This is a genomic window from Bifidobacterium simiarum (genome assembly GCF_002802905.1).
In the GTDB taxonomy this organism is placed as follows: Bacteria; Actinomycetota; Actinomycetes; order Actinomycetales; family Bifidobacteriaceae; genus Galliscardovia; species Galliscardovia simiarum.
The window spans coordinates 162,654-186,887 of the sequence record NZ_PEBK01000005.1 but is presented as its reverse complement, the minus strand read 5'-3'; the positions used below and the strand labels follow the sequence as shown (position 1 = coordinate 186,887).

General features: G+C 64.7%; 21 protein-coding genes. 1 reads left to right on the top strand and 20 read right to left on the bottom strand.

Annotation, left to right across the window (positions count from 1 at the left end; all coding sequences use genetic code 11):
* Window positions 1–67: 67 nt before the first annotated feature.
* The 3 genes from CSQ87_RS06395 to typA form a co-directional block, all read right to left on the bottom strand.
* Window positions 68–1,024 (bottom strand): prephenate dehydratase, encoded by a 957-nt coding sequence (locus CSQ87_RS06395; protein WP_100513035.1) that lies wholly within the window; start codon window positions 1,022–1,024, stop codon window positions 68–70.
* Between the two features lie 73 nt (window positions 1,025–1,097).
* Window positions 1,098–1,562 carry an alcohol dehydrogenase gene (locus CSQ87_RS06390; RefSeq protein ID WP_133122355.1) on the bottom strand — a complete coding sequence of 155 codons (465 nt, stop codon included), beginning with the start codon at window positions 1,560–1,562 and terminating at the stop codon, window positions 1,098–1,100.
* A gap of 473 nt (window positions 1,563–2,035) precedes the next feature.
* Window positions 2,036–3,958, bottom strand: coding sequence for a translational GTPase TypA (gene typA / locus CSQ87_RS06385; RefSeq protein ID WP_100513033.1), 1,923 nt, complete (start codon window positions 3,956–3,958; stop codon window positions 2,036–2,038).
* 209 nt (window positions 3,959–4,167) lie between these two features.
* On the opposite strand from typA, the gene CSQ87_RS06380 reads away from it, so the two are divergent.
* Window positions 4,168–5,229, top strand: a complete 1,062-nt coding sequence (locus tag CSQ87_RS06380) for a glycosyltransferase family 2 protein (RefSeq protein ID WP_165776767.1) — start codon at window positions 4,168–4,170, stop codon at window positions 5,227–5,229.
* On the opposite strand, the gene CSQ87_RS06375 is transcribed toward CSQ87_RS06380, so the two are convergent.
* The 17 genes from CSQ87_RS06375 to CSQ87_RS06295 form a co-directional block, all read right to left on the bottom strand.
* Window positions 5,224–6,435, bottom strand: a complete 1,212-nt coding sequence (locus tag CSQ87_RS06375) for a glycosyltransferase (RefSeq protein WP_100513031.1) — start codon at window positions 6,433–6,435, stop codon at window positions 5,224–5,226. The two genes, CSQ87_RS06380 and CSQ87_RS06375, sit on opposite strands and share 6 nt — an antisense overlap.
* Window positions 6,436–6,455: 20 nt before the next feature.
* Complete coding sequence (locus CSQ87_RS06370; RefSeq protein WP_100513030.1) at window positions 6,456–7,997, bottom strand: oligosaccharide flippase family protein; 1,542 nt, start codon at window positions 7,995–7,997, stop codon at window positions 6,456–6,458.
* On the bottom strand, window positions 7,994–9,139 hold the full coding sequence (locus CSQ87_RS06365; protein ID WP_100513029.1) for a glycosyltransferase: 1,146 nt from the start codon (window positions 9,137–9,139) through the stop codon (window positions 7,994–7,996). The genes CSQ87_RS06370 and CSQ87_RS06365 overlap by 4 nt, the downstream gene beginning before the upstream one ends.
* Complete coding sequence (locus tag CSQ87_RS06360) at window positions 9,136–10,134, bottom strand: DUF6625 family protein (protein ID WP_100513028.1); 999 nt, start codon at window positions 10,132–10,134, stop codon at window positions 9,136–9,138. The genes CSQ87_RS06365 and CSQ87_RS06360 overlap by 4 nt, the downstream gene beginning before the upstream one ends.
* Window positions 10,131–11,342, bottom strand: a complete 1,212-nt coding sequence (locus CSQ87_RS06355) for a glycosyltransferase (protein WP_243388861.1) — start codon at window positions 11,340–11,342, stop codon at window positions 10,131–10,133. Before CSQ87_RS06355 ends, CSQ87_RS06360 begins: the two co-directional genes overlap by 4 nt.
* A complete protein-coding gene (locus tag CSQ87_RS06350; RefSeq protein ID WP_100513027.1) occupies window positions 11,339–12,355 on the bottom strand; it encodes a glycosyltransferase family 2 protein in 1,017 nt (338 codons plus the stop codon). Before CSQ87_RS06350 ends, CSQ87_RS06355 begins: the two co-directional genes overlap by 4 nt.
* Window positions 12,352–13,437, bottom strand: coding sequence for a glycosyltransferase family 2 protein (locus CSQ87_RS06345; protein ID WP_165776766.1), 1,086 nt, complete (start codon window positions 13,435–13,437; stop codon window positions 12,352–12,354). The genes CSQ87_RS06350 and CSQ87_RS06345 overlap by 4 nt, the downstream gene beginning before the upstream one ends.
* On the bottom strand, window positions 13,434–14,615 hold the full coding sequence (locus tag CSQ87_RS06340; RefSeq protein WP_243388860.1) for a glycosyltransferase family 4 protein: 1,182 nt from the start codon (window positions 14,613–14,615) through the stop codon (window positions 13,434–13,436). Before CSQ87_RS06340 ends, CSQ87_RS06345 begins: the two co-directional genes overlap by 4 nt.
* Window positions 14,612–15,274 carry an LbetaH domain-containing protein gene (locus CSQ87_RS06335; protein WP_243388859.1) on the bottom strand — a complete coding sequence of 221 codons (663 nt, stop codon included), beginning with the start codon at window positions 15,272–15,274 and terminating at the stop codon, window positions 14,612–14,614. The genes CSQ87_RS06340 and CSQ87_RS06335 overlap by 4 nt, the downstream gene beginning before the upstream one ends.
* Complete coding sequence (locus CSQ87_RS06330) at window positions 15,271–16,509, bottom strand: hypothetical protein (RefSeq protein ID WP_243388858.1); 1,239 nt, start codon at window positions 16,507–16,509, stop codon at window positions 15,271–15,273. The genes CSQ87_RS06335 and CSQ87_RS06330 overlap by 4 nt, the downstream gene beginning before the upstream one ends.
* On the bottom strand, window positions 16,506–17,846 hold the full coding sequence (locus CSQ87_RS06325) for a glycosyltransferase (protein WP_243388867.1): 1,341 nt from the start codon (window positions 17,844–17,846) through the stop codon (window positions 16,506–16,508). Before CSQ87_RS06325 ends, CSQ87_RS06330 begins: the two co-directional genes overlap by 4 nt.
* The gene (locus CSQ87_RS06320; RefSeq protein WP_100513022.1) at window positions 17,779–19,359 is read right to left on the bottom strand and encodes a glycosyltransferase family 4 protein; all 1,581 of its coding nucleotides are present in this window, start codon (window positions 19,357–19,359) and stop codon (window positions 17,779–17,781) included. Before CSQ87_RS06320 ends, CSQ87_RS06325 begins: the two co-directional genes overlap by 68 nt.
* Window positions 19,356–20,846, bottom strand: coding sequence for a tyrosine-protein kinase domain-containing protein (locus CSQ87_RS06315; protein ID WP_100513021.1), 1,491 nt, complete (start codon window positions 20,844–20,846; stop codon window positions 19,356–19,358). Before CSQ87_RS06315 ends, CSQ87_RS06320 begins: the two co-directional genes overlap by 4 nt.
* Before the next feature lie 6 nt (window positions 20,847–20,852).
* Window positions 20,853–21,299: an HTH domain-containing protein gene (locus tag CSQ87_RS06310; protein WP_100513116.1), complete on the bottom strand. Its 447-nt coding sequence runs from the start codon at window positions 21,297–21,299 to the stop codon at window positions 20,853–20,855.
* Between the two features lie 329 nt (window positions 21,300–21,628).
* A complete protein-coding gene (gene scpB / locus CSQ87_RS06305) occupies window positions 21,629–22,252 on the bottom strand; it encodes an SMC-Scp complex subunit ScpB (protein WP_243388857.1) in 624 nt (207 codons plus the stop codon).
* A 73-nt stretch (window positions 22,253–22,325) separates the two neighbouring features.
* A complete protein-coding gene (locus CSQ87_RS06300; protein WP_243388856.1) occupies window positions 22,326–23,153 on the bottom strand; it encodes a segregation and condensation protein A in 828 nt (275 codons plus the stop codon).
* 8 nt (window positions 23,154–23,161) lie between these two features.
* A complete protein-coding gene (locus CSQ87_RS06295; protein ID WP_100513019.1) occupies window positions 23,162–24,001 on the bottom strand; it encodes a ParA family protein in 840 nt (279 codons plus the stop codon).
* Window positions 24,002–24,234 lie beyond the last annotated feature (233 nt).

Here is a 24,234-nt window from a genome sequence, read left to right as displayed (position 1 = left end):
TCATCGATCTCATTGGTTCCGGCTTCGTTGATTCCGACTTCGTTGATTCCGTTCTCGTTCGTGATGGTCATTTCCACAGCAGTTCCCTATCGGTTTCCTGATCGTCGGTCCGGTTCGTCGTCGTCTCGTCAAGGTGGACGCCGCCCTGCGGAAGCATCCACGCGCTGACGGGCGGGTTCGGCCGTTCCCGTCTCGGATACACGGCCAGCGTCTTCACCCAGTCGCCGTGGGCGAGCACCTGGCTGAGCGCCGCCTTGAACTGCGGCTGCCACGGGGCGGCGTCGAACGTAGCGATGAAGCTGTAGGTGCCGTCGTTGCCCTTGATCGGCCGAGAGATGAAGCTGGTCATGTTGAGGCCGGCGTATCGCAGCACGTCGAGCAGATTGGCGAGCACGCCGGGACCGGTGTTGAGCAGGATGAACGCCACGATGGATTCGAAGTCCCGGTCGTCCTCGGTGCGGATGGCGTCGAGCTGGCGGCGGACATCGTCGCGGGGGGCGAGGACGAGGAATTCGGTGCGGCCGCCGGCGAAGTCCTGTACGCCGGAGGCCAGCGTGTCAAGGCCGTAGAGTTCCGCACACATGGAAGGGGCGAGCGCGATCTGGTCGTCGGCGATGTCGCGGCAGGCCGCGGCGTTGGAGGCCGTGGGCCGGGCCGTGAGTCCCTGTTCTGCGATGAATCCGGCACATTGCGCCAGCCCGTGCGGATGCGCGCAGATGGTGGTGAGCGTCGTATGGTCGGGCCGGACGAGGGCGTCGAACGTGATGGCCATGCCCACGCGGGCGAATCCGGCGATGTCGTCGGCGTCGATGAGAGCATCGAGGTTGGGGACGACGTATCCCTCGACGTTGTTCTCCCAAGCGATCACACCCCAGCCCTCATGGTTTCGCACGGCGTCGAAGATCGCGGTGACGTTCGGTTCGGCGACGCACTCCCCCGCGCCGTCGATGAGCCGGGACGCCTCCATCGCGGCCTGATGGGTGAACGACCCCTTCGGGCCGAGATAATGCAGCGTTGTGGCCATGCCTGTCCTTTCCCGAATCGCCTGAGATGTCTCTTCACCATAGGCGGGACCGCGTCGATGCGGGGCGATCGTTTCAGTGCGCGGACCGGTTTCGTGCAGGCTGGTTTCGACGCACGGATTCGGCGGACGCCTGCCCGTCCGGTACGACGGCCCGCGGCGGCACGACGAACAGACGGTCGGGCAGCATGACGAGCACGACCTGCACGGCCACCATGCCTAGCAGCCAGATGACGCCGGCTTTCTGCATGATGAACGAGTAGGCGTCGCTTTTGTATCCGAAGATGATCATCGCCCTTGACGTGGTGGCCGTTTCGGTGAGCAACCAGGTCACCGCGCCCGAGGCGACCAGATGGAAGCCGAGGCCGATGCTGCCGCTGCGCGCGCGGGCCGACCATGCGGAGATGCCGACCAGCAGCAATGAGAGCACCAGTCCGTAGGGAATGTTCTGCGGCACGCCCATGCGGTAGGCGCAGGAGCCCACGAAGCCGACGACGCCGCCGGAGATCAGGGCGATCAGGATCCGGGCCCACATAGGCAAACGAAAACTCCACGGCATCCGCTGCATGGCATCGTCCATCTGGACCGATGCCGAGCGCTGCCGTGGAGTTCGTTTCGTCGTTCGACGTGTGCCATCCCGCTGAGTCATACCCCTGTGAGTCATAGCTCTCAGTATGCCGCGACGAGGCGACCGGATGGCAGCCGACGGCCACACTGTAATGCTCGCCTGTCGGCTCGCCTGAGCCCTACGAACGCCTCTGGCGTCCGCATCACGGGCTCAGCCTAAGGGGAAGGTTTAAACAGGCTTCCCCCTGCGGGGGAAGCTGTCGGCGAAGCCGACTGATGAGGGGCTAGGACGAGGCGCCCCTACGGGTGCCGACGGCCGTCTGAACAGGAATGCCGATCAGGCATTCTTATTCTGCCGAACCGTAAAGCGGGCAGTCCAGTGGACTGCCCGTAGGTGAGGGGAGGCACCCCTACGGGTGCCGACGGCCGTCTGAATAAGAATGCCGATCAGGCATTCTTGTTCTGACGGCGCTGCTTGGCGCGCCACTTGTACCAGTCCTCGCGCTTGAGGATGATCTTGCGCACGCGAATGGCCTCGGGGGTCACCTCGACGCACTCGTCCTCGTTGGCGAAGTCCAGCGACTCCTCGAGGCTCATCTTGATCGGCGGGGTGAGGGTTTCGAGCACGTCGGCGGTGGCGGAGCGCATGTTGGTCATGTGCTTGGCCAGCGTGATGTTCACGTCGAGTTCGTCGGGCTTGTTGGCCACGCCGACGACCTGACCCTCGTACACCGGGGACTGCGGTTCGACGAAGAAGTTGCCGCGGGCCTGCAGACGCTGCATGGCGTACGGGGTGGCGACGCCCTGACGGTCGGAGACCATGGAGCCGTTCTGGCGGATGGTGATCTCGCCAGCCCACGGGGCGTATCCGGCGGAGATGGAGGAGGCGATGCCGGTGCCGCGGGTGGCGGACAGCAGCGCGGTGCGGAAGCCGATCAGACCGCGGGACGGCACGGTGAACTGCAGACGCACCCAGCCGGAGCCGTGGTTGGTCATGTTGTCCATGCGGCCCTTGCGGTCGGCCATGAGCTGGGTGACGGTGCCCATGTACTCCTCGGGCACGTCGATGGTGGTGTTCTCCATCGGCTCGTTGATCTTGCCGTCGATGATCTTGGTGACCACCTGCGGGCGGCCGACGGTCAGCTCGTAGCCTTCGCGGCGCATCTGCTCGGCGAGCACGGCCAGCGCCAGTTCGCCGCGGCCCTGCACCTCCCAGGCGTCGGGGCGGTCGGTGGGCAGCACCTTGATGGACACGTTGCCGATAAGTTCGCGGTCGAGGCGGTCCTTGATCATGCGGGCGGTGAGCTTGTGGTCCTTGCCTTCGGTGCCGGCCAGCGGGGAGTCGTTGGTGCCGAAGGTCATGGAGATGGCCGGGTCGTCCACGTGGATGAGCGGCAGCGGCTTGGGATCGTTGGGGTCGACGATGGTTTCGCCGATCATGATGTCGTTAACGCCGGCCACGGCCACGATGTCGCCGGGGCCCGCGGACTCGACGGGGGTGCGCTCCAGGCCCTGAGTGCGCAGCAGCTCGGAGACGCGGAAGTTCTCGAGCGAGCCGTCCACACGGGACAGACCGTAGGTCTTGCCCTTCTCCAGCGTGCCGTTGTAGATGCGCACGAGGCCGAGTCGGCCGAGGAAGTCGGAGGAGTCGATGTTGGCGACGTGGGCCTGCAGCGGGGCGCCCTCCTCGTATTCGGGGGCGGGGATGTTGGAGATGATGGCCTCGAACAGCGGCTCGAGGTTGTCGTTGTCGGGCAGACCGCCGTCGGCGGGCTGGTTGACGGAGGCGTAGCCGGCCTTGGCGGCGCAGTAGATCACCGGCATTTCGAGCAGCTGGTCGAGATCGAGATCGATGCCCTCGTGCTGCACGTCGTCGGCGAGGCCGAGCAGCAGGTCGGAGGTCTCGCCCACGACCTCTTCGATGCGGGCGTCGGGACGATCCACCTTGTTCACGCACAGGATCACCGGCAGCTTGGCCTCGAGGGCCTTGCGCAGCACGAAGCGGGTCTGCGGCAGCGGGCCTTCGGAGGCGTCCACGAGCAGGACGACGCCGTCGACCATGGAGATGCCGCGCTCCACCTCGCCGCCGAAGTCGGCGTGGCCGGGGGTGTCGATGATGTTGAGGGTGATGCCCTCCGGGTGGCCGTACTTGGCGGCCAGCGGGCCGGTGTACTCCACGGCCGTGTTCTTGGCGAGGATGGTGATGCCCTTCTCGCGCTCCAGATCGTTGGAGTCCATCACGCGATCCGGGACCTCTTCGCGTTCGTTGAACACATGGGACTGCTGGAGCATCGCGTTCACCAGCGTGGTCTTGCCGTGATCGACATGAGCCACGATCGCCACATTACGGATATCACCACGAACCGCCATCGAAACCTCTCTTAAATATCTATCGATTGTCGTTGCTTGCGGAATTCTTCAGTACGTACAGTTGGTTCACCTGTTGTCCACACAAACCGGCACAAGCATACCCACACGGCTTGACGGGCCGGACCACGGACGGAGGGACCCTCCCCCGAACGCCCCGCACACCCCCTTGAATATATCAACGCCCGATTAGCCTTAACCGTATGGAGGCTATGGCAGCGCAAATTGGATCGGATCGGGACGAGGGACAGGATCTCGTCAGCGTCATCGTGCCGGTGTACAACGTGCGGCGATATCTCAAAGCCTGTCTGGACCGTCTGATCGAACAGACCTATCGCAATCTGGAGATCATCCTCGTGGATGACGGGTCGACCGACGGATCGGGAACGATCTGCGACGAATACGTCGGACGAGACGGACGCATCAGGGTGATCCATCAGGGCAACCGGGGTCTCAGCGCCGCCCGGAACACCGGTCTTGACCACGCCCGTGGAACGTATGTCTGCTTCGTGGATTCCGACGACATCCCCGATGACCGATACGTGGAGATTCTGGTACGCGGCATGGAGACCCATCATGCCGACGTGGCCACGATCCGGTTCATCCGCATCGACGAGAACGGCCGACCGATCGACAGGCGCACATCGCATAACCAATACGGATCAGTCAGGATTTTCGACCGGGAGACCGCCGTCACGCTGATCCTCACCGATCGGCTGCAGTCCTTCTCCTGGGCCTATGCAGCAAGATTGTCGGCATACAACGACCATCCGCATATCCGATTCCCCGAGGGACGGTTCATGGAGGACATCGCCACCACCTACCGAGTCATGGCCCGATCCTCACATCTGGCGGCCCTGCCCGACATCGTCTACGCGTATCGGGAACGGTCCGGCTCGATCCTGCGCAGCAAACGTCGGGCCGTCACAGCGGATACCATAACCGCCGTCGAGGAGATACTGGAGTCCGTTTCCGATCTCGGACTATCGGAAGATGCTGTCATGGGCATCCGATGCCACTGCTTCGAATTGCTTGTCTCCTGCCACTACGACGTACTCCGCAATGGAGGAGTTCCCGGTCTCGATAGGGGAACCGCCGCAACCACGAGGCGGACGATGTCATCGCTGCGAGCGCTTGCCCCACGCATCGACGTCTCACGCCTGCCTGCAGGCACCCGTCTGCGCTGGCGACTGGCGCGATGCCACCTGTCGCCCGTCGTCGCCTTCGTGGAGCACATACTGAGGAACCGGATGCGCGACCCCGAACTCTCATAGTCCCAAGAACTCGTAAAGCGGCGACATATCCTGTTGGCCGTCCCAGTCCACCTTGGCAAGGTTCTCCGCCATCCGTCGCCGTTCCTCGGGATGTCTGGCCAGGCGGATGATGGCGTCGGCGAGCGCCTCGACATCGGCGGGACGTAGGAATCCCGTTTGGCCGTCGACGATCTGCTCGCGGAATGCCGGGATGTCGGTGACAACCACGGGAATGCCGAGGATCTTGGCCTCCTGCACGGTCAGTCCGAATCCCTCATGCTTCGAAGTCTGCACGTAGATGTCGGCCCGCTTCATGTATGGGTAGGGATTGCTTACCGCCCCACGCAACACGAATCGCCCAGTCAGTCCCAGCCGATCGATCAAGGTCTGTAGCCCGGTACGCTCCACCCCTTCACCGAAGACCTCCCACAGGAAGTTCAGGCCCCGATCACGCAGTGTGGCGGCGACATGTACGCTCAGTTCGAGGTTCTTCTCCTGCGATAGCCTACAGACGGTCACGATACGGAATACCGACGGATCCGTTCCCTGCGGTTCCGGAGACACGTCGGCCATGGACCGACGACGGATCAGATCGACATCGATTGGGGTGAAGAGCATCCGGGAGCGATCGGCAAGTCTTGGATAACGTGCCGACAAAGCCACCTGCGCCGTCTGGGATACGCAGAATATGCGATCGTAATACCGCAGAAAATACGAATACGTAGCACTGAGATCAACCTCTTCGGTGTGGATCCAAGTCGCCCTGATCGGCGCGCTGATACGGCTGCCGATGACGGTGTCGATGCAGCTGTATCCCTCAAAATCCAGCACGGCATCGAATGGACCCTTGGGAAGTCCGGTCAGGTGCCGTCCGGCATATTCGAATGCCCAGTAATGACGTTTGCCGCTCAGCACATGCAGGGTCTTGCGAACCACGCGCATCCACCATCGAGGCCGCTCCCCTTTGCCGAGCAGTGTGCCGAGGAAACGACTCCACCTGCTGTCCGCGCTGACGCGAACCACCGTCACGCCCTCAGGAATCAGATCCTCGATCACGTCAGTGTTGTTCTTCGTCACGAACACGATGTCGCATCCCCGACGGCGCAGCAACGTCAGCATACGGAACAGCGCCACTTCCGCGCCTCCTCGCGCTTCATGATGACCGCACACCGCAATGCGCTTGGCCTGCTCTGCTGGATACGTCGGCTTGTTCACTACCTCACCCATGATTCATCACTCCTCTTTTCTCAGCAGTCCATGTACGCATATCCACGTACCAGACGCCTCGCCTCCGTACGTTCCGCGCGGTCCAGCACCACGAACGCGCAGGGCACGCAAGCCACCAGAGCACAGCACAACGCCGTCGCCACGAGCATGACCCAGCTGCGTGCGGGGAGAAACGCGTGGCAGATAGCCGTCACCGCGAGCATGACGGGCAACGCCATGAGCCCCCTCGCCTCGGCGACCAGCATCCGCCTGACCGGTATGCCCATGCAGCGCGCCACATACCATGGCACGATCAGCAGGTTCTTGATGACGTCCAGTATGGCGGATACGACGATGATCGACCAGATTCCCCAATCGGTCCAGATCAGCATCGGCAACACCGTCACGATGTTGATCACGCCGCAGACCAGGAACACCAGCGACGGCACGCGGACCTTGTTCATCGCCGTGCACACGTTGCCCATCGAGCGCACACAGCCGGAGACCAGCATCGCCAGCAGGGACACCACGCTCATCGCCTGCAGCCATCCGGCATCCCCGTTCGGCGTCCACAGGCGGAAGAAGTCCGTGCCGTAGACGATGAGAAAGCCGGTGGGCAGGGCCATCATCAAGCCCATGAAGCGGATGGAGCGGTCCAGCGAGCGCGCCATGTCGTCACGCCGGCCCTGCGCGTACATGCGCAGGATGCCGGGAGCGAACACGGAGGCAAGCATCGCCGCCACGTTCGTCAGGAACTGCGGCATCGTCTTCGCCACGGAATACTGGCCGGCGACCAAGGCGCCGAGAAACCGGTTGGCCAGATACAGATCGAGCGCGATGAGCAGCGTATAGCTCACGGCATCGATCGAGTTCCACACCCCGGAGCTCACCAGTTCCCTGACCGCACGCCATCGGAACGACGAGCGGCGTACGGCGAGCTGCGGGGTGAGCCTGCGCGTGTAGTAGACGTTCGCCGCGCACTGGTACAGGTTGAGCGCCAGCATGGAGATCGCCACGAAGCAGACCATCGGCTTCCACAGGCAGAACATGAGCAGCAGGATGCCGGCGCGCAGCACGTTGCCTTCGATGTTGCGCACGGCGTTGCGGTCCAGGCGGTCGCTGATGTAGTACACGCCGCCGTATACGGAGGTGACCAGCGAGAATTCGGTGCCGATCGCGCAGAACAGGAAGGTCAGGCGCACGTCGTCCACGAGACCGGCCGGCACGTTCATCACCGTCGAAGGAAACATCACGATCAGCGCATACGGCACGGCCAGCGCCACGGCGAGCACCATGTCGGCGATCATCACCGAGCTGAAGTACTCGTTGGCCTTCGCATAGTCGCCGCGGTTGTAGGCGATGCCGATGAACCGGCCGGCCATCGCGTTGAGCGCGCCGGTGATGATCCCCGCGTACCCGATGAGACTGTTCACCAGCGGGATGAAGCCGTACGCCTCCGTACCCAGCGTGGCGATGATGTAGGGCGTGAGCAAGAAATTGACGCCGAGCTGCACGAGGAACGCGATGACCGTCGCCGCCATGCTGATAACGAACCGCCTGCGCTCGCCCCGCCGGTCGATCACCGTCGTCCCCCTTCGGTCAGGTAGAGGTTCTGCAGCATCGCCGCGGTGGTGCGCATGTCGAACCCGGCTTCGGCTACGCGGGCCGCATACGCCGCACGATCGGCCCTGCCACCGATGCCATGCCGCGCAATACCGTCATGCAACGTCTGTGCCCAGACCGATGCGGCATCGTTCAGCGAACGGTATTGCAGCAGATCGGTGATGGCCGCCTGCCGGGTGACTCCCTCCAACGAGGTGACGCACGGCAGACCCGCGCACTGCGCCTCGATCAGCACGAACGGCAGTCCTTCAAGCGTGGACGGCAGCACGAACCCGTCCATTGCCTGATACAGCTCATGCATGTCGGCACGCCCCCCGCCGAGGATCCGCACGGCATCGTCGGGAAGTCCCAGTGCCGGTATCCGGCGACGCAGCTCGCCTTCCAGCTCGCCCTGTCCGGTCACGACGAACACGCTGCCCGGCTCCATCCGGCGATACTGCGCGAACACCTCCAAAGCGAACAGCGGATTCTTGCGATTGTTCAGATGACCGCAGAATCCGATCACATGGGCCGCGTCCGGTATGCCGAGTCGGGCACGGACCGTATGCCGCATCGCATCGTCGAATCGGAAGCGATCGGTGTCGATGCCGTTCCTCACCCAGGTGTACGGCTCCCCCGGAAACAGGTATGCCGCATTGTCCGAGCAGACGAAGTATCTGGTCGGGTACCGACGCACCTGACATTCGATCATCCGTGCATGCCATCCCTGATGCTGGTTCGGAGTGAATCCGTCGCCCTCATGCGAGTGCAGGATCCGCAGCTTCACTCCGCTTCGCGCTGCCACGGCCAACGGATACACGTATGGGAAGCAGACGTTCATGTGTACGCCGCCGATCTCCGGATGTTCGGCGAACAGTCTCCGCAACGCCCGCTCCGCATGCCACGGGGAGCAGCGAAATGGGTAGATGTCCCGGAATATCCGGCCGCCCAGATCACGGACCTCCTCTTCATACGCCATGGGAGGCATGTCGTGGGGGATCAGGAAGTCGAACTGCACCAGATCCCGATCGATGCCTCGGTACAGGTTCATGATGAACCGTTCGACGCCACCACGAACCCAGGTCATGCCCTGCTGAAGAATACGTATCGGCCTGTCGGTCATCGATCCCCCTTTCGAAGACGGGAGGGAATCATCGCCCGCAGACGCCCCCACCAGAACCGCAGGTCACCCACGGTCAGTCCGATGCGGTGCCGTAGGCCGTCGGGCATGCGCCGCCAGCGCAGGGATCGGAAGTTCGCCTTGGTCACCTGTTCCACTGACATCGGCTCGAATGATTCGGGCAGGATCTGGAACCGCGTCGCCGCCATATCACAGGTAACGCGCATCCTCCGGCGCTGGAAATGCAGATACATCAGTTCCTGCTGCTCGAAGGCTCCGAGCCTGACGAAGCTGCGCCGCAGCGTACCGCGATCCCACTCGTATACGGCTCGCATCGGTTCCTCGGTCAGGAACGTATCGAGCTCCTCGTCATACCGGGTCAGCCGAATGGATGCGCCTCGGGACGACACGTTGCCGGACCGGTCCCGCATGTAGACCGGGAAGCCGTGCTGCCGGTAGATGCGGTTGATGTTGGTGGGCAGATAGCTCTCGTCGAAGGTGAAGCCGCGAGGCGATTCGAGGACCTCCCGATACAGGTCCCGGCCATCCAGCGGCAGCATGAACCGTCGGTTGTTCTCCTCGGTGTTGCGATACAGCGCCAGATGGCCGACCGGGAACAGCTTGTCGTACCGCGCAAGCATGTCGTCGGTGATGAACCGGCTCAGGTCCCCGAAGATGAGGTCGCAGTCGCAGTGCCCCCAGAACTCGTATCCGTGCAGATACTCGCCGAACAGGTAGCCGTACATGGGCTTGAGATCACAGAGTTTATACGGATTGTGGAGCTCAGGCGCGAAATCGAAGGCGTCACGCACACGGTTCTGCATGTCGGCGAACGTCTCGTAATGGACCGTCACGTTGCCGGGGTAGGCATACGGGGCATGGTCATCGGTGAAGATCAGCCAGTCATAGTCCTCGTTCGTGCCGCAGGAGTTGAGGAACAGCTGGAAGTAGTTCGGGAACCGTCCGTAGTACGGCAGGATGATGGCGCATCGGTTCATGATCGTCCTCCTTCGGTCAGATAGAGATTCTGCAGCATCGCCGCGGTGGCACGCATATCGAATCCGGCTTCGGCCACGCAATCGGCGTACGACGCACGATCGGCCCGACTGCCGATATCTCGCCGTACGATCCCCTCACGCAATGCCTGCGCCCAGACCGACGCGGCATCGTCCAGCGAACGGTACTGCAGCAGATCGGTGATCGCCGCCTGACCGGTCACCGCCTCCCGCGAGGCCACGCACGGCAGGCCCGCGCACTGCGCCTCCACCAGCACGATGGGCAGGCCCTCGTATTGCGAGGTCAGCAGAAAGCCGTCCATCGCCTGATACAGCTCGTGCACGTCATCACGGCCGCCGCCCATGAACAGGACGGATCGTTCCGGCAATGCCAGCTTATGCACCCGCATCTTGAGTGCATCGAGCAGCTCTCCGCCACCGATCATCATCAATACGCTGTCCGGCTGCATCCGGTGATAGGCGGCGAACACCTCCAAGGCGAACAGCGGATTCTTGCGATCGACCAGATGTCCGCAAAAGCCCAGCACCTCCGTATGCTCGCCGATGCCGTATCGGAGTCTATTTCGCTGCCGAGCGGACGGCGAGAACCGAAACCGCTCGATATCGATGCCGTTCTTCACCCACAGATACGGCTTGCCCGGAAACATATACTGCGCGGCACGGTCCGAACATGCCAGATATCGTGAGGGATACCGGTCGATCTGGCTGCGGGCGATCGCATTACGCAGCGTAAGACCCAGATCCCGCAACATCCCCGAACGCACATCACCGTCGCTTGAGTTATGGGAATGCAGGATCCGCAGATTCACGCCGTGTCGTCGCGCAATGCCCAGCGGGCAGGCGTAGAGAAAATTCGCATGCACATGCACGCCGACGATCTCCGGATGCTCGGCGAAGAGACGATCCATATGGGTCCGTGCCCTGATCGGGGACGTCCGCTGCGAATACTGCACGCGAAAGACCCGCCCGCCCAGTTCGAGAATCTCATCCTCGAACGCCAGCTTCGACGCATCATGCGCCGCAAGGAAGTCGAACTGCACCAGATCCCGATCCATATGCCGGTACAGGTCGATCATGAACTGTTCGACGCCGCCAAGACTGGAGTGCATGCCCCACTGCAGGATTCTGATGGGCACCTTACGCGAACCGGAGACGATCATGTTGCTCATTCTCCCATCATCGGCAGTCATGCCCCACGTCCTTCCTTGCGACGAAACATAGTGATCGTACGCCCGATCATTAGATTGAGAGGCACGTACCATTCGGGGAACCATCCCAGTAGGAAGATCTTCGCCTTACGAAACAGAGGAATCCCCTCGTCACGCATCACTCTGCGGGAGCTACGGCGCAGCTCCGCCGCATACTCACGAATCACCGGTCTGGGAACCTTGCCACATACCGCCGTGAACAGCATGTCGTACCGGCGCAGCGTGCCGTAGTAGGTCAGGGCCCGTTCGTCACGGTATCCCTCCGCCCGAAGATCCCTGACCACCAGATCGGCGATCCGCATGGGGTCTGCGAGATGAGCGGCATTGCCGGAAGCCGTGATCGAACCGGCCCGCTTCCGGTACCGGTATAGGCAACGCCCGTCCATATGCACCGCATTCGCCCGATGGTAGGCGATGGCGTTGAAATAGTAGTCCTCACTGTTCAGCCCCTCGGGGAAACGGATCGCACGTTCCCGACGGATCAGCTCGGTCCGATATATCCGACCCCAGGCCGCGTCCGGCAGTCGTCCGCCACCGTACAGCAGATCGAGCAGCGCATCCCGTCCGGACACCGTCCCGGTCGCATAATGCGTGCGGAATACGGTATGCTCGCCGCACTCGTCGATGCCCAGCAGTCCACAGATCGCGATATCGACTCCGTGGCTCTTCATGGCCGACAGCAGCGCCTCGATCATTCCCCGATCCACGACGTCGTCGCTGTCGATGAAGGTCACGTACCGGCCGGAGACCACGTCCAGCCCGGTGTTCCGGGCGGCCGAGAGTCCGCCGTTGCGCTGGTGCACCACGCGGATACGCGGATCCCGGGCGGCCCAATCGTCGCAGATCCGCGGGCAACTATCGGGGGAACCGTCATCGACCAGAATGATCTGCAGGTTCCGGTAAGTCTGCTCCGTCACACTTTCCAGACAATCGTCGAGATACGGTTCCACGTCGTATACCGGAACGATGATGCTGACCAGATCGCCGTCACTCATCGCCGTCCCCCTTGCTGTCGTTTGCCCCGCACGTTTGACACGTTTCGCACCGCGGCTCTCAGCCGTTTCGCATAGCCGACTGCCATGCCGTACCCGAGCAGCAGTCCGACCGACCGTCGATGCAGCAGCATCGTCAGCAATCTGCCGCGCACGCCGATGGGCCGGACCCTGCCGATGCAAAGAGCTGTCGCCGAACTGTCCGCCACGCGACGGAGACAGGCCAGACGCTCCGCCGCCGGCAGCGTGCAGGCTCCTCCGTACAGACTGTTCACGCAGACGTCGACGTCATGGAGGAATTCGCGATCCCGCTCACCGATCGCCTCACGATTCCACCGCTCCAGTATGGCGTGCTGCTCGAGATACGCGCGTTCACGGCTGCCGAATAGTCCAGGATGGAAATCCCCTCCGCTGAGACTGTGTTCCCGCACGACGTAGTCGTACAGCACGTCCGGGATCGCCGTCACCCGTGCCGCCCGCTCGAACAGCCGATACATGAACACCCCGTCGCCACCGGCGACGAATCCCTCGTCCACACGGTGTCCGTCCAGAAAATCCCGGTCGAACAGCTTGCCCCACATGGGGTTGACCATGCCGCATCGCATAAGCGGAACGAACATGGCCGCAACCGCGCGATTGTCCCGAGCCGTGAAATCCACCGTCCCGTTGCGCGCCGACCGCTCGGCATAGGCGCCGCGATCATAGGCCACCGTACGGTAGGCGCACATCACGATCTGCGCGTCGGATCGCCGCGCTGCGGCCACCATCGTCGCCACCATCGTCGGCTCGGCGTAGTCGTCGCCATCCACAAAGCAGACGTATTCGCCCACGGCCGCGTCCATGCCGACGTTTCTCGTCACCGCGATGCCGGCATTACGCCGATGGAGCACAGTGAACCGGCCGTCACGTTTGGCCCATTCGTCGCACAGGCTTCCGGAGCCGTCCGTCGAACCGTCATCGACCAGCACCACCTGCAGACGGCGATGGGTCTGGCCGGCGACGCTGGCAAGGCACCGGTTCAGATACGGCCGCACGTTGTACACGGGCACGATCACGCTGACGAGAGGTTCCTCATGTTCGTTCATCGCAGATCCTCCAAAAGCCGTTCCCATTGGGCGATGATCGCAGCCCGGTCGAATCGCGCCGCGCCATCGAGGGCGTGTTCGGCGTACCGTCGCCTGCGGACGGGGTCGTCGAGCAATCGGCCGAGACGCGCGGCCATGGCCGGCACGTCCCCGGCGGCCACCAGATCACCGTTGACGCCGTCGGTCACGATGTCGGCCGGACCGGTCGGACAGTCGAAGCTGACGATGGGCAGGCGGCGGGCCTTCGCCTCCAGCAGCACCATCGGCAGACCCTCGTAGCGCGAGGTGAGCACGAACACGGCGGCACGTCGGTACAGCCCGTCCATATCGTCGGTCCGGCCGAGCAGGACCACCCGACCCTTGAGACCGGCCCGCGCGATCCGCCGTTCCAGCATCGCGCGCTCCTCGCCCTCGCCGGCGATCATCCATCGCCAATCGGGGCGGGCGGGCAGGACGCGGGCGGCCACGTCGACCAGCAGGTCGAAGCCCTTCTGCGCGGTCAGACGACCGGCGCTGAGGATGATCCGCGAATCGGCATCGTATGCGATATGCGGTTCGACGTCCGGCATCGGATTGGGGATGCAGCGCACGAGCGGACGACGGTTACCCACCGTACGTCCGGCCACCGCGTACTTGCCCACCGAATGTCCGTCCACCATACGCTCGACCATCCTGCGGTCGGTTTCGGTGAGCGTGACGATGGCGTCCGCGCTGCGGGCCGCCCACGGCCGGGTGATCCTGCGGTACGGCACGCCGGGATTCGTCATCATGTTGAAATGTTCCCAGGAGACGACCCGCACGCCGGTGAGTCTTCTGACCGGCAGGGCGTACATGTCGAGGATGCCGTCGATGTCGATCAGCACGTCGATCCGTTCGCGCCGCACCACCCGCAGCAGACGGGCGCAAGTGATCGGATACCGCCACACACCATGCGAGGGCCGGGAATACAGCGCGAACCGGTCGACGGCCGGGCCAAGCGGATACGCGGGCCGGTCATGTTCCTCGAACAGGCTGACGACCGACACCTGACGGGATGCCGCGACGCCGGCTGCCGGCATGCCGGGCGCATGGCTGCCGGCGAGCGCGCTGGCGATGGCCGTGCCCACCCGCTCGGTGCCGCCGGACCGGGTGATGTCGCCGGAGAAGAACGCGATATGCGGGTTGCGGACGGTCATCATAGGCCTCCGTCCCGCGATCTCACGCCGCCGTCCCGGACCGTGAAGATCTCGTCCGGCTGGGACGGTTCGACCGGATGCTGGCAGTATCCTTCGGTCGCATGGTCGCGGTGGATGATCCGGGACGGATTGCCGATCACGATGCTGTGGTCGGGCACGTCGACGTTCACAAAAGCATTCGGGGCGATGAGCACGTCGTTGCCGATATGCACGGCGCCGACGATCACCGCGCCCGCGCCGATCCACACCCGGTTGCCGATCACCGGCACTCCCCTACGGGCTCCGCGGTTCTCCTGACCGATCACGACCCCGGGGGCGAGATTGACGTTGCTGCCGAGACGCGCCCGCCCGTTGACGATCACCGTGCCACGATGGCCGATGAACAGTCCGGCGCCGATCCCGGCACCGTAGCCGATCTGGTATCCGCTGCGCCGCGACATGCGCAGCAGCCGCCAGCGGTACCAGTAGTGCGCGAGACCCCGCCGATGCGACTGGGCCCGGCGCAGCAGGCAGGTGTACCGGAACCCCCACTGGGTCAGCCAGGTGCGGATGACGGCGGACGGCGTCGCGGCCCCCGCATACCGACGGCAGTCCGAGGCGATCAGCTCGGGTACGCTCCGGTCGGCCCGGCCGCTTCGGTTGTCCTGATTGATCCGGTTCATGCCACACCCCGTTTCAGCATCCGTTCCTCGGCGGTCAGCGGGATCCGCTGGAAGTGGTTGAGCACGAGCAGATGCAGGATCGGGAAGGTGGCGGCCTCGTGACGGGTCCAGGAGCCGAAGTCCGGTTCGAAGATGAACGAGGCGAGCGCGTAGCCGAGGAACACGCACAGCGCCAGGGTCAGGGCGGGGTCGTTGATCCGGTTGATCTGCCGCAGCAGGTTGACGAGGTACACGGTCACCATGGTCTGGAACACGAAGAACGGCAGGTAGTACGCGCCGCGCATCGCCAGCTCCACGGGCACCATCATGCGCACCGCGTTGATCACATAGTTGAGCATGAACGTCGGCAGACCCTCGCCGGAAACCCGATTGGCGATGAAGGTGGACGAGTCCGCGTTGCCTTCCATCACGGAACCGTATCCGCTGCGCAGCGTCATCACCTGTTGGTATTCGGCCGGCATCACCCGGCTGGCCACGGCGAGGATGAGCCAGATCTCGGCCACCATGAGCACGATGATCATCGCCACCGAGCCGGCGTGCAGTGCGCGGCGGGATCGGAACAGCGTCAGCGTGACGTAGACGGCGATGACCAGTACGGCGATCAGCACGTAGTACGGCCGGAACACCCGGCTCTCCCCCATCAGGATCGCCGCGGCGAGCACGATCTTCAGCGTCGGTCCGCCGAACGGCATGGCGATGACCAGATACACGGCGAGGAAGAACATGAACTGGATCACATCCTTGCCGATCGTGAAGATGTAGATGTTGAGCAGACCCACCGACGCCAGCGTGAACAGCAGCTGCAGGGTGTCGGGGGCGTCCGCGCGCAGGACGAGCGCCAGGGTGACGAAGGTGAGCGGCACGCCCAGCAGCAGCGACCATTCGACCATGCCGGTGAGTCCGAGGACGTTGACGGACCGGAACAGACCGGCAGCCACCTCGTAGGAGCCGCCCCACGCCTCGGTGCGGGCATCCCCGTTCGCCATGCCGAGGATGCGGTTGTTGTCGTAGAAGTACTTCGGTGGCAACAGGTACGCCACCATCAGCTTGGCGGCGAGCATCACCGGCAGGATCGACACCAGCAGCAGGTTGCGGTACCGCGAATCCATCGCCATGCGGACCGTGCGGTATTCGCGGCGATCCATGTGGCGATCCTTGCGACGGTTCTTGCGCCGGCCCGCACGTCGGTCCGTATGTCGGCTCGGGCGGCCCGTGTTCATCTCGTGCGGCATCATGCCTCCGCCCGTTCCAGAGCCCGCAGATAGAAGTCCTGCAGCCACCGGGCGTTGACGACGATGTCGTATCCGGCGCCCTTCACCAGATCGGCACCCTCCGCCCGGTCGGCGAAGGCGGGATGCGCCCGGCGCTCGAGCACCGCCCGCGCCCAGCGGCGTGCGGACTCCTCCAGCGGCACGACGGTGACGTTGCCGGTCACGTCGCACTGGGCGGGCACCCGGTCGGAGATCACGCACGGCAGTCCCGCGGCCTGCGCCTCGATCATGGTGACCGGCAGTCCCTCATACAGGCTGGGCAGCACGAATACGTCCATGCCCTGCATGATCCGGTCCACGTCGTCCCTCACGCCGAGGAACCGTACCGCGTCGGTCAGTCCCAGTTCGGCGGCCTTGGCCCGGATCTCGTTCTTCAGACGGTCGTCCGTTTCCCCGCCGCCAACCAGCCACAGCACGCTGTTCGGCCGGATCCGGTGCAGTTCGGCGAACACGTCGATGAGTTTGTCGTGGTTCTTCTGCGGGAAGAACCGGCCGACATGCCCCACCACGAGGGTGTCCGGATCGGTTACGCCGAATTCGGCGCGCACGGCCACGGCCGTATCGGCGTCATACCGGTATCGGGCCGTGTCGATGGCGTTGCGCTGCTGGACCACCCGCGCCCGGCGGCGCCGGCCGAACAGCCAGTCGCCGGCCTCCTGCCCGCAGGCGAACATGTGGGTCACGTACCGTGGCAGACGCAGACGGAAGTATTCGCGCACCACCAGTTTGGCGTCGAAGCCCACCGGACGGTTGTGGGCGTGGGCGATGCGCACCGGCACGCCCATCTCGGCGGCGATGCGCAGCGGAAAGTAGCTGCGCTCCTCGAGGTTCGAGTGGATCACCCGGTATTCGGGATGATCCCGCAGGAACCGCCGGAACTCCCGCTTGTACCGGCCGAAGTACTGCGGATACATCGGGCACATCCGGTAGATCCGCCCGCCCAGCGATTCGATCTCATCCTCGTAGGCGGCCCGGTAGTCGCGGTTGACGAGGAAGTCGTAGGTGACCTTACGGCGATCCATATGCCGCAGATAGTTCATGGCCATCGTCTCGGCGCCGCCACGGTCCATCACCGTGTCCAGCACCAGCACGCGCAGCGGGGCGGAAGGCATATCGGTCTCGGACTTCGTCGATGGCCGCAACGGCTCGACGTGCGGCGCCGACCCGCGCCGCACCACGCTGCCGGCGGGAATCTCCCCGTCGATCACGCATCCCGCGCCGACCACGGATCCGTCACCGATCCTCGCGCCCTTGAGCAGCGTGACGTTCGAGCCGATCCAGCATCGCGATCCGACGACCACCTCGCCCACGTCGTACCCACGATCCCGGATCGGGACGTCCGGATCGTCGAACCGGTGATTGTGATCGTAGATGCGGACGTTCTCCCCGAACGCCGTGCCGTCGCCGATGCGGACCAGCCCCATCGCATGCACGGCGCAGTCGTTGTTGAAGAACACGTCGTCGCCGATGACGATCCGCCCGCCGCCGTCCACGGTCGCACGGAACCCGCCGCGCACATGGAACGCCCGACCCCAGCGCATGCGCCGGCCGTACAGCAGACGATACAGCGCCTTGACCAGCACACCGACGAACCGGTACCACGCCTTGAGCGGCAGCATGGCTCACCTCCCCCTCTCGTCGCAGTCGCACGCCGTATCTATCGGGCAGCACGCCGCCTTCGACGCTGCGGTAATGCTCATCGATGCGCGAGATCATGCAATCAAGGCGGAACCGGCGGGCAAAGCTCTCCCGCACCGCATCCCCGTCGCACGGCCGGTCCAGCATCGCGGACAGGACCTCGGCCCCACGGTCCACGTCCCCGGCGGGAAACAGAGCGCCGTTGACGCCATCGACCACCACCTCGTCGTTGCCCACCACGTCGGTGGCGACGACCGGCACGCCGGCGCGCAGCGACTCGATCAGCGAATACGGCATCCCCTCGTACAAGGAGGTGAGCAACGACACGTCGAACGCGGCGACGATGCGATCGGCGTCGTCCCGCTCGCCGGCGAACCGGATGCGACCGGCATACCCGCGATCGAGGCAGAACCGGCGCACGGACTCCTCCAACGGACCCGAACCGACGAACGCCGCATGCAGACGGGGCCGCCGGGCCATCAGCCGGCACAGGATGCGGGCGGCGGTCATCGGATCCTTCTGATCCACCATCCGGGACACCACGCCCACCAAAGGCACGTCCTGCGGCAGCCCGAGCGCCGCCCGTGCCGCCGATCGCGTCGGCAGCGCCACGGACCGCATGCCGTTGACGATCACATGGAACTTGTCGGGACGGTCCAGTCGCCGGTCCAGCGCCTGATCGCGCTCGCCATAGGACACGTTGAATGTGCGGGTGGTGGCGTGACGGCTGAGCAGGCGCTCCACTATCGCATAGACGGACCGCTTCCACGGGCGGACCTTCGGCGACTGGAACGCGTAGGCGTGCGGCGTGTAGAAGATCCCCGGCACGCCGTAGGCCCGGGCCGCGATCCTGCCCAGCGCACCGGCCTTCGTGCTGTGGCAGTGCACGACGTCCGGCCGCTCCTCGCCGATCACGGCGGCGATGGCGTGCAGCGCGCGCAGATCGTGGACGGGACTGATCTCACGCACCAGCTCGTCGCAGGCGACGAGACGCACGCGATGGTCCAGCTCGTCGTACCGGGAGCGGAAGTATTCGTCCATGCGGCTCGTGCCGTGCATCAGCGTGATGTCGAACCGGGAGGCGTCCAGTCCGAGCGCCAGATCGATGACGTTGCGTGCGACGCCGCCCATCGCCTCATGGATCAGCAGCACGCGGATCCTGTTGTCGCCGCTCATCGCAGGTCACCGCCCGCGGCAGGCACCTTTCCGTCCGGGCGTTCGGCCGAGTGGGACCGACCGGCATCGTGGTAGTACGAGCCGTAGGCCCGGGTCTCGGACTTCGACACCCGGTCGAGGTTCAGCACCGCGCCCACCGGTTCGATGCCGATGGACTCCATCTCCCGGTCCACGTCACGAAGCTGATGGCGGGTGGCCAGACCCTGGGCCACGACGAACACCATCTTGGCGCCGGCCTTGGCGAAGACGAGGGCGTCGTTGGCCACCCTCAGCGGCTCGGTGTCGAGGATCACCCAGTCGTATTCCTTCGACACCAGATGCAGGAAGTCACTCATCGACTTCGAGTTGATGATCAGGCTTGGATTGGCCACGCGCTTGCCGGCCGGCAGCACATGCAGGTTCGGCTTCCAGTACCGGCTCACCGCGGTGGCCATGTCGACCTGGCCGGTGAGCAGATGGCTCAGGCCCACCTGCTCCTCGACGCCGAGACGTCGGGCGATGGTGGGATGGCGCATGTCGGTGCCCACCAGCAGAACCTTGCGGCCCTGTTCGGCGAACGCGGCGGCCAGTTCGATGGACAGGGACGTCTTGCCTTCGCTGGCGCCGCACGAGGCCACCACGAACACGTTCGACAGCTCGTCGCGGTCGGGGGTGACGAACGTGAGGTTCAGGGCGAGACGGCGGATCGCCTCCGACTCCATCGACGCGGGGGCGTTGACGATCGACGGGCAGCGCGAGGAGATCACCGAGGACTTCGGCACGGTGCCGAGGATCGGGATGCCGAGCATCCGCTGGATCTGTGCGGCGCCGCGCACCTTGTTGTCGGTGAGTTCCAGCAGGATGCCGACGAAGAAGGCGCATGCCAGCGCCGCGACGACGCCGATGGCCATCCTCGCCTTCACGTTCGGCGAAGTGGGCCGCTGCGGAGCCTCGGCCCGTTCCACCACGGAAAGCCTTAAGTGCGAGGGGATGTACAGGTTCGCGGTGTTGCGGGTGCGCGAGGCGAGCTGGTCGGACAGGCTGTCGCTGACCGCGTTGGCGATGGCGGCCGCCCGCTGCGGGTCGGCGCCCTTGGCCTCGATCATGATGAAGTAGCTGTCGGATACGTAGGCCGAAACGTCGTCGCGCAGATCCTCGGACGGGACGTTCATGGTCTTCGCCACGTCGTCGAGCACGGCCGGCGTGGTCACCAGCGCGGGGATCAGCTGCAGCTGCTGGGACACGTAGTCCGTGGGCTGGTACTGCATCGACGAATCGGTGCCGGCCTGGGTTCCCAAGGCCGTCTTGCCGGAGGCCTTGGCATCGGTGCCGGCATCGGTGCCGGATCCCGCGTCGGCGCTGAAGCTCACGTAGGTGCGCGCGGCCGCCGTATAGGTGCGCGGCTGCAGGGTGAGCCATCCGGCCATCGACGCGACGATCAGCACGATGACGAGCAGCTCCGCCCGCCAGTGCGACCGCAGCGCCGAGAGCATATCCTGAAACGACATCGTTGACTACTTTCCGTTCTCCCGATCGGCCTCCATGGCCTTCCGGGTCTGCTCCAGCTGGTCCACAAGCTCCTCCAGCTGACTGATGATGCTGGCCTGCAGAGCGATGATCCTCGCGTCCCCCGCGGCCCGTGACCGCGGCGTCTGATCGGCCCTGTCGATCCTGCCCCGCCTGAGCGATTCCCGGCGTCGCGCCATGAGATCGGCGGAATGCTCCTCGGCGTCGCGCCACCGCCTGATGCACCGTTCGATGCGCTTGGCCCCGATGATCTTGGGATCCAGTCCCGCATCACGGAAGATCGCGGTCGGCGACTCGCCACTCCAGTAGCGCCGCATGCATTCGTCCTGAAACTCCGTGGAGTAGAAGATCCTGCTGCCGGTGACCCGGGCCACCGCGGGAAGCGAGGAGAGGTACGAACGTTCCTCGGCAGTGAATTCACCATTACCGGCCATGGCGATCACCGACCCCATCCGGACGAGACGACGATGTCTGCGTCAATGATGGCAGGCCAAGAAGCTGAAGCCCCCCCCCCGAGGCCACGGTGTACGATACGTTCATGATGCGACTCCTTTTCGATACCGCTGAAAAGCAGATCATTCCAATGTATCGGAAAAGGATGGAAAACATACCGCACGGGCTTCGACGCCCTTGATTCCTCGGGGTGTCGAGGTAGGGGGATTACGCCGATATACCCCCTAGAAATCACGCAGAAAACCGCGCCACATCATTGTGAGCGCAAACATCGGCAACTCCCCCGAAACCGGGGGAGACGACACATCGATTAGGGGGTGTCCACAGACTGGACGACCTGCGCGGATTCGGGCAGGAACGGGGTCAGCGCCGGCAGCTGGCCGAGATCGTCAAGACCCAGATGCTCCAGGAACAGGTCCGAGGTGACCAGCAGGGCCGCGCCGGTCTCCTCGTCGGCGCCCCGCTCGGCGACCAGACCACGCACCAGCAGCGACCGGATCACGCCATCCGAGTTCACGCCGCGGATCGCCGCCACCCTGCCGCGCGTGACCGGCTGCTGGTAGGCGATGATCGCCAGCGTCTCCAACGCCGCCTGCGACAGACGCGAGACCTTCCCGTCACTGACGAACGCGGCCACGACCGGTTCGAACGCCGCACGGGTCGCCAGACGCCATCCGCGCACGGTATGCCGCAACTCGAACCCGCGGGGTGCGACGGCGGTGGCCCCGCCGTCACCGGCGTCACCGCCGAAGCCGCCGCCGACGCCGTCGTAGTCGGCCCGCAGATCCTCCAGCGCACGTTCCACCGCGGCGTCGTCCACGCCGAGCACCCGAGCGAAATCGGCCGCGGCATACGGCCGGTCCGCCGCCATCAGCACGGCCTCCAAGCAGGCCTTCAGCCCGCCGGGAAACTCATCGACGTCAAAATCCGCCATGCTTCCTCCACTTCCGTCATTCACAATCGCCGTACCGACCATCCGATTCCGGTCATCGTCTCCGGCCACTCGGTCACTCGTAGTCGCCGGCCGTCACGCCGTCATCCTCGGCCGGCCGACCCTCGCCGTCCCTTACCCAGCGCACATGCAGCTCGGCGTAGGGCTCGTCCTGCCGGAACTGCACCACGCCCTGCCGGAAGAACGCCAGAACGGCCAGGAACCGCGCCACCGTCTCGATGGTCGACGCCGCGTCCCGGGTCAGCTCGTCGAAGGTCAGCGACCCGCCGGCATCCAGCGCGCGAAGCCGGTCGCGCACCACGGCCGCCTGCTCGCGCAGATCGACCAGCGGCACATGCAGCTGCCCCACCGACACCTTCTGCGCCGGGGCGTTGGCGATCGCCCGCGCGGCCAACGCGGCCAGCTCGCCGGCATCCACCGTCCACGACGGCTCCGGCCGCCGGGCGGCTACGGCCTCATCCACGAACGCCGGATGCGGATGCCATCCCGCGTTGGCCTCGATCCGGCCGCGCAGCTCCACGGCGACCCGCTTGAACGCCCGGTACTGCAGCAGACGGGCGAACAGCAGGTCACGCTCGCGCAGCGCCTCCATGCTCTGCTCGTCGCGCTCCCCCGTCTCGTCCTCGGGCAGCAGCGCCGCGCTCTTCGCCTCCACGAGCACCGACGCCACGTCGACGAACGCGCTGGCCTCGTCCATATCACGCGCCGGATCCATGCCGCCGATGTAGTCGAGGAACTCGCCGGTGATCCCGGCCAGCGACACCTCGGTCAGCTCCAGCCTCCGGTTCGCCAGCATGCCCAGCAGCACGTCGAACGGCCCGGAATACTCCTCCAGATCGACCCGGAACCCGCCGAACCCGCCCTCGGGGGACGGTTCGGCCACGAGCGCGTCTATGCGACCACCCCGCGCGCCACCATCTCGCGCGCCACCTCGCGGTACTCCTTCGCGGTCTTGTGCTGCGGGGCGTACATGGTGATCGGCGCCGCCGCGATCGTCGCGTCGGGCAGCTTGATCGACCGTGTGATGACCGTGTGGAACACCTTCTCCTGGAACGCCTCGTAGATGCGGGTCATCACCTCCTCGGAATGCAGCGTGCGCGTGTACATCGTCACCAGCACGCCGTCCACCTCCAGGGACGGGTTGATGCGGGTCTTGACCTTCTCGATCGACTGCATGAGCAGCGCCACGCCGCGCAGCGCGAAGAACTCGGCCGCCACCGGGATGATCACGCCGTCGGCCGCGGTCAGCGCGTTCACGGTCAGCAGACCCAGCGACGGCTGGCAGTCGACGATGATCAGATCGTACTCGTCCCTCAGCGGACGCAGCACGCCGGCCAGCACCTGCTCGCGGCCCACCTCGGTGACCAGCTGCACCTCGGCCGCGGACAGATCGATGTTCGCGGGAATGATGTCGAGCCCGGGGAACCGGGTGTGCTGCACCACCACATGCGGATCCATCGCCGGGGAGAACAGGGCGGTGTAGATCGTGTCGTCCACCGCGTTCGCGTTGATGCCCAGACCCACCGAGGCCGCGCCCTGCGGGTCGAAGTCCACGATCAGCACCCTGCGCCCGTAGTTGCACAGGGCTCCCGCGATGTTGATCGACGAGGTGGTCTTGCCGACCCCGCCCTTCTGGTTGCACATCGCGATGATACGGGCCGGCCCATGCCGGTCGAGGGAATCGGGCGCCGGAAAGGTCTCATACTCGCGCCCCAACAGATCAGTAGGCATACAGAACAGAGTAACCAGAATCCGTGACGAATATCAGTATGGCAGGTCGGTTGTTTCTACGGTCTTCCGATCGATGCACCATCCAACATGTCACCTATGCTCTACGAAGGCATCAAAACGAAAACGACAAAAGGACATCGAAAAATCCCGGAAGCTCTTCGACGATACGAAGATCAAAAAGAAAACGGCAACGGCCAAAAAAATACAAAGAAAAACGGCCATAGCCGGTTGTG